General features: G+C 68.6%; 13 protein-coding genes and 4 pseudogenes. 8 read left to right on the forward strand and 9 right to left on the reverse strand.

The features are described 5' to 3' along the window. Positions 1 to 318: 318 nt before the first annotated feature. From ACFC09_RS36855 to ACFC09_RS36870, 4 genes are all read left to right on the forward strand, one after another. Entirely contained in the window at positions 319 to 1,263 is a 945-nt protein-coding gene (locus ACFC09_RS36855) for a trypsin-like serine protease (RefSeq protein WP_376535796.1), read from the forward strand. Between the two features lie 21 nt (positions 1,264 to 1,284). Further along, complete coding sequence (locus ACFC09_RS36860; RefSeq protein ID WP_376535798.1) at positions 1,285 to 1,941, forward strand: serine protease; 657 nt, start codon at positions 1,285 to 1,287, stop codon at positions 1,939 to 1,941. A gap of 117 nt (positions 1,942 to 2,058) precedes the next feature. After that, on the forward strand, positions 2,059 to 2,724 hold the full coding sequence (locus ACFC09_RS36865) for a response regulator transcription factor (protein ID WP_376535800.1): 666 nt from the start codon (positions 2,059 to 2,061) through the stop codon (positions 2,722 to 2,724). A 1-nt stretch (position 2,725) separates the two neighbouring features. After that, the gene (locus ACFC09_RS36870; RefSeq protein ID WP_376535802.1) at positions 2,726 to 3,979 is read left to right on the forward strand and encodes an ATP-binding protein; all 1,254 of its coding nucleotides are present in this window, start codon (positions 2,726 to 2,728) and stop codon (positions 3,977 to 3,979) included. Between the two features lie 278 nt (positions 3,980 to 4,257). Here the strand turns inward: ACFC09_RS36870 and ACFC09_RS36875 are convergent, their stop codons facing one another. From ACFC09_RS36875 to ACFC09_RS36885, 3 genes and pseudogenes are all read right to left on the reverse strand, one after another. Then, a complete protein-coding gene (locus ACFC09_RS36875; protein ID WP_376535853.1) occupies positions 4,258 to 4,440 on the reverse strand; it encodes a hypothetical protein in 183 nt (60 codons plus the stop codon). Positions 4,441 to 4,537: 97 nt separating this feature from the next. Then, complete coding sequence (locus tag ACFC09_RS36880; RefSeq protein WP_376535804.1) at positions 4,538 to 5,692, reverse strand: reverse transcriptase domain-containing protein; 1,155 nt, start codon at positions 5,690 to 5,692, stop codon at positions 4,538 to 4,540. Between the two features lie 615 nt (positions 5,693 to 6,307). Further along, positions 6,308 to 7,504, reverse strand: a pseudogene (locus tag ACFC09_RS36885) (ISAzo13 family transposase); the annotation flags it as partial. A 328-nt stretch (positions 7,505 to 7,832) separates the two neighbouring features. On the opposite strand from ACFC09_RS36885, the gene ACFC09_RS36890 reads away from it, so the two are divergent. Then, a complete protein-coding gene (locus ACFC09_RS36890; RefSeq protein ID WP_376535806.1) occupies positions 7,833 to 8,327 on the forward strand; it encodes a hypothetical protein in 495 nt (164 codons plus the stop codon). A 169-nt stretch (positions 8,328 to 8,496) separates the two neighbouring features. On the opposite strand, the gene ACFC09_RS36895 is transcribed toward ACFC09_RS36890, so the two are convergent. The 5 genes and pseudogenes from ACFC09_RS36895 to ACFC09_RS36915 all read right to left on the reverse strand — a co-directional run bounded on the left by ACFC09_RS36895 (position 8,497) and on the right by ACFC09_RS36915 (position 10,986). Continuing rightward, positions 8,497 to 8,778: a hypothetical protein gene (locus ACFC09_RS36895; protein WP_376535855.1), complete on the reverse strand. Its 282-nt coding sequence runs from the start codon at positions 8,776 to 8,778 to the stop codon at positions 8,497 to 8,499. Between the two features lie 159 nt (positions 8,779 to 8,937). Next, positions 8,938 to 9,105 (reverse strand): annotated as a pseudogene (locus ACFC09_RS36900) (FAD-dependent monooxygenase); the annotation flags it as partial. Positions 9,106 to 9,181: 76 nt separating this feature from the next. Continuing rightward, positions 9,182 to 9,751, reverse strand: a pseudogene (locus ACFC09_RS36905) (FAD-dependent monooxygenase); the annotation flags it as partial. A gap of 148 nt (positions 9,752 to 9,899) precedes the next feature. Then, a complete protein-coding gene (locus ACFC09_RS36910; protein ID WP_376535808.1) occupies positions 9,900 to 10,538 on the reverse strand; it encodes an isochorismatase family cysteine hydrolase in 639 nt (212 codons plus the stop codon). A gap of 316 nt (positions 10,539 to 10,854) precedes the next feature. Beyond that, positions 10,855 to 10,986, reverse strand: a complete 132-nt coding sequence (locus tag ACFC09_RS36915; protein WP_376535857.1) for a hypothetical protein — start codon at positions 10,984 to 10,986, stop codon at positions 10,855 to 10,857. On the opposite strand from ACFC09_RS36915, the pseudogene ACFC09_RS36920 reads away from it, so the two are divergent. From ACFC09_RS36920 to ACFC09_RS36930, 3 genes and pseudogenes are all read left to right on the forward strand, one after another. Then, a pseudogene (locus tag ACFC09_RS36920) lies at positions 10,942 to 11,043 on the forward strand (LLM class flavin-dependent oxidoreductase); the annotation flags it as partial. The gene ACFC09_RS36915 and the pseudogene ACFC09_RS36920 sit on opposite strands and share 45 nt — an antisense overlap. Before the next feature lie 330 nt (positions 11,044 to 11,373). Beyond that, complete coding sequence (locus ACFC09_RS36925) at positions 11,374 to 12,606, forward strand: MFS transporter (RefSeq protein ID WP_376535810.1); 1,233 nt, start codon at positions 11,374 to 11,376, stop codon at positions 12,604 to 12,606. Positions 12,607 to 12,656: 50 nt separating this feature from the next. After that, positions 12,657 to 13,253, forward strand: a complete 597-nt coding sequence (locus ACFC09_RS36930; RefSeq protein WP_376535812.1) for a TetR/AcrR family transcriptional regulator — start codon at positions 12,657 to 12,659, stop codon at positions 13,251 to 13,253. 47 nt (positions 13,254 to 13,300) lie between these two features. On the opposite strand, the gene ACFC09_RS36935 is transcribed toward ACFC09_RS36930, so the two are convergent. Then, positions 13,301 to 13,603 (reverse strand): response regulator transcription factor, encoded by a 303-nt coding sequence (locus ACFC09_RS36935; RefSeq protein WP_376535814.1) that lies wholly within the window; start codon positions 13,601 to 13,603, stop codon positions 13,301 to 13,303. Between the last annotated feature and the right edge of the window lie 839 nt (positions 13,604 to 14,442).

The raw sequence follows: 14,442 nt of genomic DNA on the forward strand, positions 1-14,442 counted from the left end.
GACCGTTCCACACCCCCAGGTGACCAGGTGGCTCCATCCGGTCATGACGCGCCGTCACATTCACGTTCGGCAAGGGGAATCGGGCCGACTTTCGGGGCCGCCCATACGAGAGTCAATACAGAAGGAGAGCTCGTTGATCCGTATCCGGCAGATATTGGTCGCCACCGCCGCAATGTTCGCGGTGACGGTCGGGTCACCAGGGTTGGTGCAGGCTCAACTGGCGGCCGGTCCTCCCCCGTCCGCGCCGGCGGCCGACTGCTGTCCTCAGCACCAGCCCGCCGGAGCGATGGCCGACGGCAGACGCAAGGGGAGCCACGCATGCACACGTCGACAGGCCGAAGGGCGGCCGCCGCCCTGACGGCGGGGATCGCGCTGACCGCGGCCCTTGTAGCGCCCTTATCGGCGCAGGCCATCGTGGGTGGCACCGAGTCCACCCGGGCCTACTCGTTCATGGGCTCGTTCCAGCTGTCCTACCCCGCCCCGCCGCGCCCGGACAAGCACGGCTGTGGGGTGGAGGTCCTCGCGCCGCAATGGGTCCTGACCGCCAGCCACGGTGCCAGCCGGAACCCGACCAATGCGAAGGCGGGTGTCCCGCGTGGCTGGAAGGTCCGGGTCGGGTCACTGGACACCACCTCCGGCGGCGAGGTCGCCGAGGTCGACCACTACTACCGGCTGGCGACCAGTCGCGATGAGGCAGGGTTCTGGGGCCGCGACCTCGCGTTGGTGCACCTGCGGACCCCGGTTCGGGCCAAGCCGGTGCGGATCGCCTCGACCACGCCGCCGGACACCACGCCCGTCCGTATCATGGGCTGGGGCATGACCTGCGACGACAGCACCAATCCGGCGTGTTTCCCCACGCGGCTGCGGGAGGCCGACACCGTGGTGCAGCCGGCCTCGGCGTGTCCGTCACACGCGGCCAGCGGAGAGTTGTGCGTCGGTAGCGCCGACGGCAGCGTCGCCGCGTCGAACATGGACTCCGGCGGTCCCGCGCTGGTCCGTGAGGGCGGTCAGTGGGCCGTGGCCGGTGTGGTCAGCGGCCCCGACGAGAGCGGCAAGACGCTGTACTCCGATGTCACCAGGCACGCCGACTGGATCAACGGCATCATTACGGGGACCGATGTGCCCCCCGATGATCTGATCCCGGACATGGAAGGGTCGGTGGACCTGAGCGGCTGTGCGGGCTCGGTGATCCGTACCCCCGCCTCCCGTCCGCAGGACCCGGCGCTGTTGCTGACCAACGGTCACTGTGTGCAAGGACAGTAGCCCGCGCCCGGAGCCGCGCTGGTGGACCAGCCTGCCGACCGCGAGGTGCCCATCGTCGACCGTCAGGGCTATCCGCAGACCACGGCCCGTGCGAAACGGCTGGTGTACGCGACGATGACCGGCACCGACATCGCGCTCTACCGCCTGGACAAGACCTACGCGCAGTTGAAGGCCGAAGGGGCGAAAGTCTTCCAGCTCGCGTCCGCCCCCGTGCGCGCAGGCGACCCACTGACCGTGGCCTCCGTCGGCGCCCGCTACCACTGCACCGCCGAGGCCGTAGTCCCGCACCTGCGGGAAGGCGGCTACCAGCTGAACAACTCAATCCGCTACACCACCAGCGACGACTGCGCCCCCTGGCACGGCGACTCCGGTTCGGCTCTGCTGGCCCCCGACGGCACCATGGTCGTGGGAATCCACAACACCCACAACGACGACGGCGAGCAATGCACCGACAACAACCCCTGCGAAGTGGGCCCGAACGGGGAAGTGACCTCCACGAAGGGTCGCAGCTACGGCCAGCAGGTTTACATGATCACTGACTGTCTGGCCAAGGGATCGAAACTGGACCTGTCCCGCCAGGGCTGCACCCCCACCGGTGCCCCGCCCCGTCCCGACCACCGCGACAGCCATCTCGGTGACCAGGACCCGAACCACAGCCCCCAGACCCGCGAACCCTGACCCGACAGCATCACCGGCGAACCCGGCGCCGGCGTATGCGTGGTGGAGGCGGAATTCGGCAGGGCGGGATGCCCTGTCGCATGATGGACCTCCAGCAACTACGTCCGATGGGGAGAGATGTCGGATCCAGTGGCCGGGGGAACCGCCCTGGTGCCTGTGGCGATCCTGCTCGTGGAGGACGACGAAGTGATCCGCAGATCGGTCACCTTGGCACTGGAGCGCTACGGCTACCATGTCACCTCCGCCGGTGACGGCCTGACCGGGCTCGAACTGTTCCGGGAGGGCCGCCACGACCTGCTACTGCTGGACGTGATGCTGGCCGCCCTCGACGGCATCGGGCTGTGCCGCCGAGTCAGGGAGACCAGCATGGACCCGATCCGGATGATGTCCGCGCGCGACGACGCCCTGGACGTGGTCTCCGGCCTGGAGGCGGGCGCCGACGACTACGTGGTCAAACCCGTCGACACCGCGGTGCTGGTGGCCCGGATCCGCTCGCTGTTGCGGCGGGCGACCTTCAACCCCGCCACCGCCCCGGACGTGCCGCACCACCCCCCGACCGGCGAACCGGTTGCGCTGGCCCCCACCGAGCTGCGGCTCCTGCTGGAGTTCGCCGCGAACCCCGGCGTCGTACTGGACCGGCACATGCTGCTGCGCAACGTGTGGGACTACGGCTGGGACGGCGACAGCCGCGTGGTCGACCTGTGCGTCCAGCGGCTGCGGAGGAAGATCCGAGCCGCGCGGATCCAGACCGTTTGCGGCTTCGGCTACAAGTTGCGGCGCTGACGTGGGCATCCTGCGCGACCTGCTGAACTGGCGTTCACTGCGCTGGAAGATCGCTGTGCTTGTCGCCGTGGCCTGCTGCGCCATCGCGCTGACCGTCGGGGTGCTGGTCCACCGCAGCACCCTGGCCCGGTCCCTGAACGACGGCAGGGCCAAGGCCGTGACGCAGTTGTCCCGAGACCTGCAGGACCACGAACGGGACGCCACCCCGCCCGACTCGCTTCGCATGTCGCCCGGGGCCATGCCCGTCGAACTGTTGCGCCGACTCCGCGGCCCGCAGGGGCTGAGGGACGGGTATGCCACCTGGTACGACGGTGACGGCCCCGGGGACCACCCCTCGATGTGGGCGGCACAAACGTACCGAGGCAGCCCCGTGGCGGTGGAGGTCGACATGACACCCGACCTGCTCACCCGGCGCGCCCTGGACCGGCACATGTGGAAGTACTCCCTGCTCGCGCTGGCCGTCGTCGTACCGCTGTCGGCGCTCGCCGCAGAACTGCCCAACCGCAGGCTTCGGCGGGTGGCACGGACCGCACGCCGGATCACGGCCGGTGACCTGGCCGCCAGGACCGGGGCCGGCCGCGGCAGCGACGAGATCGCCGAGATCTCCGCCACCGTCGATTCGATGGCCGACAGCCTGCTCGGGCGGCTCCTGGCCGAGCAGCACTTCACCGCCGACGTCGCCCACGAACTGCGCACCCCGCTGATGGGTCTGGTCACCGCGAGCGGGCTGCTCCCCGAGGGGGAGGCCACGGATCTGGTCAGGGACCGGGTGGGGGTGCTGCGGACCCTGGTGGAGAACCTGCTGGAGATCTCCCGGCTCGACGCGGGCGCCGAACAGGCCGACACCCAGCCGGTACCGCTCGGCGAACTGGTGACGGAATCCGTACGGCGCACCGGGCTGCAGACACGGCTCACCACGTCCGGCGCCCTGACCGCCCAGACCGACCCGCGTCGGCTCGACAGGATCGTCACCAACCTGGTCGTCAACGCCCACCGGCACGGTCGCGCACCCGTCGAGGTCGACGTGGCGGGGACCTGCGTTACCGTACGGGACCACGGCCCGGGCTTCCCCCGCCAGCTGCTCGCCGACGGACCCCAACGGTTCCGCACCGGCGCGTCCGAACGCGGCCGGGGCCACGGCCTCGGACTGACCTTCGCGCTCGGCCAGGCCCGGGTCATCGGGGCGTCGCTGTCCTTCGCCAAGGCGCCCGACGGCGGGGCCGTCGCCACGCTCCGCCTCCCGCCTGCCGACTGACACGTCCGACGGCTTTGGACAGACGTCCCTGGCACCGCGACTGCCGAAACCTCATCCGCCCTGGCGAGAAGGGGTCCGTCTGGCACTGTCGTCAGGTTCGCGGCGAGGGCCTCGGCGAGTGTGTCGATGGCGTAGGCGGCGTCCTCGACCGCGCCCGTGCTCCAGGTCCCCGGCGTCACTGTGTCGGCCAGCTCGCACGCTGCATCGGCCACTGCCCCCGCCGTTCGCCAGATGCCACCGAGTAACCACGCCAGTGATCGATGAAAATCACACCGCCGTCACAGGCGCAAGGCGGCTGCTACGGGCAGGTGGTCGCTTCCGGTGCGCGGCAGCGTTCGGGCCGAGACCGGGGTGACGCCCTTGACGAGGATCTGGTCGATCCGCGCCACCGGGAACGCAGCGGGCCAGCCGAACCCGAAAAGGGGCGGTGAAGTCGACCTGGGGCGCGGTTCCGGTGTCATCCACCGGCCCGTTTCCCCAGGCCGCTTCCCGCACCCGGCGTGCCCGTTTCCGAGCACCGGGCGCCCCACAAGCCGTGCTGGTTTCCGTTTGCCTCTCTCATCCCATGGTCGGCCACGGCGTCGGGATGACTGCTCCCCGATATCGGTAGCGTGTCGTGCTCACCTTGGCCGGATTGAACAGTGATCTTTCTTCCGAGGCGGGCCACCATCCGCCGACGCAGTAGCGGCGGCGGAGGACCTTCCATCCCGATCGGTGGTGTTTGCGGCACAGCCATCGGCCCAACCGCAGCCACGCGTAGTAGCTGAGGTAGCCGAAGACCGCACTGGACACCCCGGGACGGAAGTAGACGCACCAGCCCTTCAGCGCCGGGTTGAGTTGGCGCAACAGGGAATCGAGCGGCTGGCTCGTATCCATTCGTCGGCACAGCGTCTTCACCTTGCGCGTCACGGCCTTGACGGACTTGCGCGACGGATAGGCATAGACGTACTGCTTGGACGTGCCTCGTTTTCGGTGGCGTTGGATGCGCCAGCCGAGAAAATCAAGGCCCTCGTCGATATGGGTGATCAAGGTCTTCTCCTGCGACAGGCGCAGGCCCATCGTGGACAAGACCCCTGCGATTTCCTTCTGTAGGGCTTCGGCGTCGGTCTTGGTTCCGTGCACCATCAGGCACCAGTCGTCAGCGAACCGGACCAGCCTGACGTTGGGCAGACCGCGACGGCGACGCTTTTCCCGTTCCAGCTTCCCAGCGCCGGGACCCCCGGGGTGCTGGGCGATGAACTCGTCCAGGACGGTGAGGGCCACATTGCTGAGCAACGGGGAGAGAATCGAACCCTGGGGGGTACCGGCGTTGTTCTCCCGCAGCACGCGGTCCTCACCGAGGATGGCCGCCTTGAGGAACGCCTTGAGCAGGGGCAGGACGCGTTTGTCTCCGACACGACCGCGCACCCGTTCGAGTAGAGCGGTGTGCGAGATTTCGTCGAAACCGGCTTTGATGTCGCCCTCAACGACCCACTCATACGAGTGGGACGCGAAGTGGCGCACCTCGGCCACCGCGTCGTGAGCCCGGCGGTTCGGGCGGAACCCGTAGGAACACGGGAGGAAATCCGCCTCGAAGATCGGCTCCAACACCAGCTTGAGGGACGCCTGGACTACCCGGTCGGTGATGGTGGCGATGCCCAGACGGCGCAGCTGGATCTTCAGTACCTTGCGCTCGGCCTCGTACAAGGCGAGCTCAAGATCGTCGGTATTCACCGGCGACGACCTCCTGATCTTCCAGTATCTCCACCACTGACTTGCTGGCTTCCTTTGCCATGCACGGAGCTCTCCTCCGTTCGGACTACTACGAGGCTTCCGCCCCACCCGACGGCCCTCAGCCGACAACGGGCCTGCCCGCCACCGAGCTGGCTGCTCGAAGGTTGGGGCGACCGCGGGTGGTTCCCACGTTCACGACCAAATCGATCAAGGAGTGAGGTGCCCACCTCTACCCCGGCAGCAGCGCCACGACTACGCCGCAGGCATTCACCGTGGCCTCCCCACCGGACACCCTGACCGGCTTCGGAGTTGACCAATCCCGCCACTTCGCGGCGATGGTCACGCGCTGCACCCCGGGCCCGTATCCGTCAGATTTGAGCCGGGCGGAACTGTTACGGGGCATCAGACAGTGGTTCCTCGCGTACACCTTCTCCTCGCTGCTCGCCGGACCCGGATCGTCTGACAGTGCCGACCCGTCCCGTACTTTCTCAGGGCTGCTCCCAGCCTTCCCGGCGTTCCCGGGGTCGGCCTGCCCTCAGCTTCACCGGGCAACTGCGATTGCCCGGCGGCAGGGTCCTTTCACCCCCGCTCGATCTCGTCGCGCCTCGTGGCGCACAGGGTGTAGTTCCAGTCGCCGTGGAAACGGTGCCGGGTGATCGGCAGGGCGGCGATCTCACCGTCGCTGACCTGGATGCTGGTGGGGTACGGGTTGGTGTCGAGTTCGGCGTGCACGGTCAGACCGGTTTTGGTGGTGGTCGCGGCGATACTCTCGGCGATGACTTCGTGGCTGGTCAGGGGCCTGCCGCGCCAGTTCATGGTGATGTGGGAGAACAGCCGGTGCTCGATCCGGTTCCACTTCGAAGTGCCGGGAGGCAGGTGACAGACCGTGATCGCCAGTCCGGCCTCAGTGGCGAACCGGGCGAGTTCGGTCTTCCAGGTGCGGGTGCGATACCCGTTGGAGCCGCCCGCGTCGGCGGTGATCAGCAGCCGGTCGGCCGTCGGATAGGTGGCCCGCCCTGCTCCGTTCCACCAGCGGCGGATCGACTCGACCGCGAACGCGGCGGTGTCGTGGTCGGTGCCCACGTCGACCCAGCCGGTGTTCGCGGCGACATCGTAGATGCCGTAGGGCACCGCCCTGCCCAGCTCGCGGTCAGGGAAGTCATGGGTGTCGACCCGCACCGGATCGCCTCTCGGCTCCCATCCACGGCCGCTGTTCTTGAACAGGCCGACCAGTTCCTTCTTCTTCGTGTCCACACTGATCACCGGAGCCCCACCGTCCTGGTGATTGCGGACCTGCTCGTTGAGGTAATGGAACTGTGCCTCCCGGTCGGGGTGCTGCTTGCCTTCGAGGGTCTTGGCGTTGCTCTGCAGGCTGAAGCCCTCCTCGCGCAGGAGATCGCCCACCGTGTCCGCGGAGATCTTGTGGCCCTGCCGGGTCAGCTGCTCGGCGAGCCTGCGGGTGGATTTGGTGGTCCAGCGCAGCGGTGACATGGGATCTCCGCGGACGTCGGGTTCGACCAGCATGAGGAGTGCCTCCCGAACAGCAGGGTTGCGGTCGACGACGCGTTTGCGGCCAGCGCCGGGCCGGCGGACCCGTCCCAGCAGAGCCTGTCCGGAGCCGAGTTCCCGCACTCCAGCGGACACAGTGGCTTCACGGACACCGGCGGCACGGGCGACTGCTCTGATCCCGCCGTGACCGAGAGACTGGGCCTCCGCCCCTATCAACAGACGACGCTGCCGCTCGTCGAGGTGCGGCAGAATCGCCTCGAACTTGGCCGCCAGCACGGCCCGTTGCCCTTCCAACCCGCTCATACCAGATCAACGAACCACCGAACAGAAAGCCACGAATTAAAGATCTGCACGCCCTTAGGGCCGATCAGCGCCACGACGCTCCTGGGCGTGGCCAGCGCGCGAACGAGGTCGAAGCGGCGGGGAATCCACTCCCACTCCTGGCAGTCCCTGAAGAAAGTCCTGGTTGCGGTGAGGTAGCCGGACTTCGTGCGAGGGGACAGCGGTTGGCCGCCGCGCTTGTCGAGTCCCGCCCGGCGCTGCAGTGCTCGCCGACGGTCATCCCGTCCAGCGCCGCGACCCTGGCCGCGCAGGTCTCGCGGGTCCACTGGGCGGGTTCGACGATCTCAGGGTGCTCGGCAGCCAGCCACCGGCCTGCCTTGGCCACGATGGACCGGAATTCGTGACCTTCGGCGTGAGCGTCGAGGTGTCGTGCCAGCGCTCCACCATCGCGGCCCAGGGCTCGGGAATGCCTTCGAGATCGGGCATCTTGGATGGGCTTGGGCGGTGGGCCGGCGTGTCCGAGGGCGGCGATCGCCCGATGAACACCGTGGAGGTTTCCGCGACGGGCCCCGGACGGGAGCGCAGGGCTCTCGCGGGCCCGTTGCAAGGCATCGGTGGTCATGTCCTGCAGAAGCGGGCTGCGGTTGATCAGCATGATCTGGACCAGCACGGTGCGGAACTGGCCGAAGACGCCGTTCGAGGGGTGGTAGCCCCAGCCCTGGAGGGTGGCCGCCACCTGCGCAATCGTCCCCTCGACCGATTCCTGGCCGAAGACGCGCCAGGCAAGCGAGAAGCGGTGAACCCGCCGATTCGGTGGAAGTCGGTGAAGTCGCCGAGCAGGTAGGCGAACGCGGCCACGTAGGGCCGGACCGTGCCGTCGATCCACCCCGGCCAGGCATCCTTGAACTCCTTATGGCCAGGGGCGATGAGGCGGACCCAGTCGTCTGCCGACCACGCCCAGAACAACGTGCTGTCTTCCAGGCAGCGCCGCAGGACGGGGCCGATGGCGTCGGTCACAGCCCGGCGGTGGGGGGCGTGTCCGGGCACCACCGAAGCGCGGCTCGTGCGTCGTCGAGCGGGCGGAGCAGACGGGAGATCGCTCGCCACTCGACCCGGTCCGGGGCATAGCCGCGGCGTCGGCGGACTTCCCAGCCCAGACTGGTCAGTGCTACACGCTCGCGTTCGGTGAGTTCGGGGCGACGGTCGTACCGGGCCAGGTCAATGGGCCAAGGCCAGGAAGGGGCCGTGGCCGTCTCGGAAGCGGCCGCCGGTATCGCCGCGGTCACGACGCGCACGTCCCGGTCATCTGCTCGCCGAGGCGGGCCAGCATCTGCACCCGCCAGCCGTGGATTTGTTCCATGCTGCGGCTGAGCTTGTCGGCCAGGTCCCGGCCTGGCAGCCAGCTTCCAGCCCAGATTCCACACGTCCTGCACACCGACGTTCAGACCGACGCCGCCGGCCGACAGGTGCCGGTGAGCGGCATCGCCCACGAGCAGTACGCGGCCCTTGCGGTACTGGTCCGCCAGTTTCGCGGCGTTGCCGGAGCGTGACACCCACAGTGGGTCGCGCAGGCCGAAGTCGGTCCCGGCGACGGCGGCCGCCTTGGCAAGCAGCTCCTCCACCGTGTAACCCGTCCCACTGGGCGTTGCGGTCCTCCAGGTCGAGTCCGCCGACGCGGTACACGCCGGGCGACATCGGTACGACCATCAAGGTGCCCCGGGCGTTGACATGAGTGTAGGGCACCTGCCGCGGCGGGGCGTCGAGCGCGACGTCGGCCAGCCATCCGTACCAGGTGGAATCGGTTCCGGAGAAGCCGATGCCCGCGCTCTCGCGGACGGCGCTGCGAGTGCCGTCGCAGCCAACCAGATAGTCGGCCTCGAGGGCGTATCCCATGTCGGGGCCCTCGATGTTCGCCACGACCGAGTGCGGCTTGTTCTCGAGCCCGGCGAAGGTGTGACCGCGCCGGATGTCCGCGCCCAGATGCAGCGCGTACTCCTCCAGCAGCTCCTCGACCTTGGGCTGCGGCAGCATCAGAGTGTACGGAAAGGGGGTGTCCAGTGCGCCGAAGTCCATTCGCTCGTCGAGGAGGCCGAAGCGGCCACTGGGCACACGGTTGCCGTGCTCGACGAAACGGTCGGCGATCCCCCGCGACGCCCACATCTCCAGGGTGCGGGGGTGAACGGTGAATCCCTTGGAGTACGGACTGCGCTCGGGAAGCTGTTCAACGACGGTCACACACCCCGAAGCCGCAGCTCCGCCGCTGTCCACAGCCCGGTGGGGGTGACACTACCCATGACGCCCCTTGGTTCCTGGTTGCGAAAACCGATAGTACTTGACTAGTCAAGCATATGCCCATTGAAGTGCAGCCGGACTGGAGATCCGGCTGCACGGCACGCCGCACCCGTTCCGAGTCGGCCTACGCGGCGGTTTTCTGAAAGGTGTTCAGAAACTCGTCCGTGGTGAAGATCGCGTGGGCGTACGCGGGGCCGTTGATGTCGAACGTCGCCCTCATCTCGTCCCACGAGAAGGCGCCGATGGCATCGCGGATAAGCGTCACGTGGTACCCCAGCTCCTGCCCGAAACGGGCGGTGGTGTCGACGCATGTGTTGGCCTTCATGCCGATGATCACGACTTTCTGGACACCGTGCTGCTTCAGCATCATGTCCAGGTCCGTGTTGGCGAAGCCACTCGACGCCCAGTGTTGGCGCATGACCAGCTCGTTCTCCTGCGGCACGAAGTCCGGATGCCACTCGGCGCCCCAGCTGCCGACCGCGAAGGTCTGCCGCTCGACGACGCGCTGCTGGGTCGGGGACAGGTGATCCCAGGTCTCATAGTCTCCTGGCGCCGTCTGGTGGTGAGGCACGATGAACACGTGGAAACCCTGTTCGCGGGCGGCAGCGAGCACCGTCCGCATGTGGTCGAGAAGGTCGATCTCCTCCGCGATCTCCTTGACCTGCGGCCATATCTTTCCGCCCTCCGACAGGAAGTCGTTGTACGGATCGATGATCAGCAGGGCGGTACTTTCGGGCGAATATGTCACCTGCTGGGCGTTCATCGCACCTCGGTTCTTCCACTTAAAGAATTCACGGCGCATCGGCATGCCCTCGCCAAAGCACCCCGCCGCCTCTCGGCGATCACCGCCCGGGAGGCGTGCTCGCTTCGGGAAAGCGTCGCCCCACTGTCTCCGCACCACTCGGTGGCGGCGGCCGCCGTCGCCCTCGTCGCCCGGCCCACAACCCGGCCGCCCGAGGATGAGGACGGTTCCGCAGCCGTCACCACCACGCTCTCACGCTCCCAATGGGATTGCATCTCAGTGTGACCTCGTTCTCCCCGGGGCAGTACCGTCCTCCCCGGGCGGCAGCGCGGGGCCGTCAGCCCAGGTCGACGATGAATCGGGTGAGCAGTTCCGCGAAGACCTTCGGCGTCTCCAGCTGCGGTGCGTGCCCCACCCCCGTCTCGCCGACGACGTCGGTCTGGACGTCTTCGCGACCGGCGAGCACCATAACCGCCCGTTCGTCACCTCCTCGCCCACCACGCTGCTCGGGGTGGATCCGGCGCGCCGCGGCCCGCCGCGTGAGCGGTGCGCCGACCGCGTCGGGTGCCGTGCCTCCGGCCGCGGCTTCAGCAGACCCCGCTCCCGCGGCACACACAGCGACAGCCCCCACAAATGGGGCTGGTGCGACACACCTCACGCTCTCCGACCTCGCACCAGTCAGACAGGTCTGTCTAATATGAGGGCCCGCTTCGCCCTATCCCGAAAGTGACCCATGAGCCGCGCATCCACCTCGCGTCAACCCGCCTCACCGGGTGCACCGGTCAAGTCATCTCCCGCGCACGCGGCACCGCGGCGCCGGGCCCTGATCCTGGGGCCCAACGCCTCCATATGCCTGTTGGCATCGATCCTCATATCGCTGCTGGCGTCGTCCAGCGCTCCGACCCCCCTTTACGCGATCTACCAGCAGCACTGGGGCTTCTCCCCCATCACCATCACCATCGTCTTCGGCACCTACGCGGTGGCCGTACTGGCCGCACTCCTGGTCTTCGGCAGGATCTCCGACCAGGTGGGCCGCCGCCCGGTGCTCCTGACGGCCCTGCTCGTGCAGGTACTGGGGATGGTCATGTTCATCACCGCCGGTGACGTGGGCACGTTGCTGGTCGGCCGCGTCCTGCAAGGGCTGAGCACCGGCGCGGCGGTCGGTGCGCTCGGCGCCGGAATGCTCGCCATCGACGCGCACAAGGGCAGCTTCCTGAACTCCTTCGCGCCGACACTGGGAACCGCGAGCGGCGCCTTCGCCTCCGGACTGATCGTGCAGTACCTGCCGGCCCCCACCCATCTCGTCTACGTCATGCTTCTCGGTGTCTTCGTGGTGCAGGCGCTGGGCGTGCTCGCCCTGAACGAAACGGTGACCCGCAAGCCGGGCGCGCTGGCCAGCATGGTTCCCGAGTTCAAGCTGCCCAGGTCGGCCCGTGGGCCGGTGGCCATCGCCGCACCTGTGATCTTCGCGGTGTGGGCGCTGGCCGGCCTGTACGGCGCACTCGGCCCGGCCATCACCCGGACCCTAGTCCACTCCACCTCCGTGGTGTGGGGCGGGCTGCCCCTGTTCGTCATCGCGGGCTGCGCCGGTCTGACCGTCGTGGTGCTGCGCAACGCCGGGACCCGGACCATGATGCTCATCAGCATCGGCACACTGGTCGTCGGCGTGGCGATCACCCTGATGTCCATCGGCTCGGGCACCGGCGGCACGCTCTCCGTGATCGGCTTCTTCGTGGGCGGCGTGATCTCCGGCGTCGGTTTCGGAAGCGGGTTCCAGGGCGGCATCAGGCTGGTCATTCCGCAGGTGGAGCCGCATGAGCGGGCCGGAGTCCTCTCCCTGCTGTATGTCGTGTGCTACGTGGGCCTGGGTGTGCCGGCCGTGATCGCCGGCGTCCTGGTCGTGCACGGCGGCGGACTGATCCAGACCTCCAGGGAGTACGGCATCGCCGTCATCGTGCTGGCTCTCGCGGCCCTGACCGGGCTGCTGCTCCGTGGCCGCCGGGTCGAGCCGGTGCAGCAGGTGACGGTGCTCCGGTCGGCGGATGTCCCCTCCGAGGCAGCCCCTGTGGCTCCGATCTCAGAGGTGTGACGGAGCTCTCCGGCATTAGAATGAACAGGTCTGTCTGAAAGGGTGTGGCCATGGCAACCAGAACCGCGACCAAGCCGTCCGCACGCGAACGGCTGCTCGAAGCGGCCAACGAGCTCTTCTACGGTGAAGGCGTGCAGACCGTCGGCATCGACCGTGTGATCGAGCACGCCGGAGTGGCCAAGGCGTCCCTCTACAACACCTTCGGAAGCAAGGAAGGCCTCGTCTGCGCCTACCTGGAGCTGCGCTACGTGCGGATGAGGGACCGGATCACCACGACCCTGACCCGCTTCCGCACCCCGCGCGAGCAGTTGCTCGGCGTCTTCGACGCCCTGGGCGAGGCGATCACCGACCCCAGGTACAACGGCTGTGCCTTCGTGCGGGCCACCGCCGAGACGGCCGAGGACAGCTCGATCCGCCAGGTCGCCGACACCTACCGTCTCTGGCTCCGCAGCCTGTTCACAGAACTGGCCACGGCATCCGGCTACGCCGCCCCCGAGACGCTGGCCCGACAGCTCCATCTGCTGTACGACGGCGCGGGGCAGTCGGCACGGATGGACCGCGACCCGTCCGCCGCCACGACCGCCCGGGCCGCCGCAGCCGTCCTGCTCGACGCCGCACCGCCGACGGCGGGCACGAGCACTCGGTAAGGGGGCCCTCCCCCCTGGCCGGGAACGCACCCGGGGGCAAGGGCGCCTCATTCGCCGTCCGCCTGGCTGACGATCACGGCCAGCGCTGTCCGGGAGCTCACTCCGTACTTGCGCATCGCCGACTTCAGCTGGTCGCCGACCGTGCTCGGGGACCTCAACAGTTCACCGGCGATCTGACGGTTCGCCATACTCCGCAGCACCAGCCGCACCACTTCGCGCTCGCGGGGGAAAGTCGGTTGCCGTATCCACGGCGGCCTCCGCGCCGCTGGCCGCCGCGTGCCGCACGGGCACACCACTCGGCACCCTCCTGGGCCCGTGCCTCCTCGCGCGAGCGGGGCAGCCGTGCCCACGCCCGTGCCGCCTCACCCGCCAGCGCCGACGGCCCGGCGTCTCCGCGGGCTTCGCACACGATCGCCCGGCACTCCTTGAGGGCAGCCTGCGCAGGGGGGGGCGTTCCGTCCGCTCAGTCCCTGTGCGAAGGCCGCGACGGCATGCTCCGCCCGCGTCCGCAGTCCGAGTGCCGTCAGCGCGGCAACCCGCACAGGCGCGACATCCGTCGCCCAGATCCACATCTCTTTGTCCGTGATCAGACGCATGCAGTCCTCGGTGAGGACGAGCGCCTGCTCGGCGTCGGCCGCGGCCAGCCTCAGACGTGCGTGAGCCGCCGCGGACTCCAGCCACACGGCGATGACGCCGCGACGTCCCCCTTCTCGCAGATGCTCCGCAGCAGGTTTTCCAGGCGCTCGTCGCCGCCTTTGGCCGCCGCTGTGAGCTGGGCGTCAGCAGCGACGCCTCCAGGCGGCAGACCGGCTCGTCAGCGGTCTCGGACCACTCACTCGCCTGCTCGGCCAGCCCCTGCCTCGATCCGGTGAGGTAGTCGAGGCGCAGCAAGGTCACCAGCGCCATGATCCGGATCACCTCCAAGCCGTGTCTCCCCGCGACGTGCACGGCGGTGGTCAGGTGGGCGCGCGCCTCCTCATACCGTCCCCACCGCAGCGCCGAGTCACCGATGTTCAGCGCGGCGCGGGCGTGTTCGACCGCGAGCTGCGGTTCGGACGCCTCGCCGCTCAGCTCGGGCACGAGAGCCCAGCCGGCTTCCTCACCGAGTTCGAGCAGGGCTGTCATCCTGTTCACCTGAAGGCTCATCCGTTCGTGCGGCAGCGGTTCGCAGCCGGCCGCGAACCGCTCG

It is taken from the genome of Streptomyces sp. NPDC056161 (genome assembly GCF_042268025.1).
Lineage (GTDB): Bacteria > Actinomycetota > Actinomycetes > Streptomycetales > Streptomycetaceae > Streptomyces.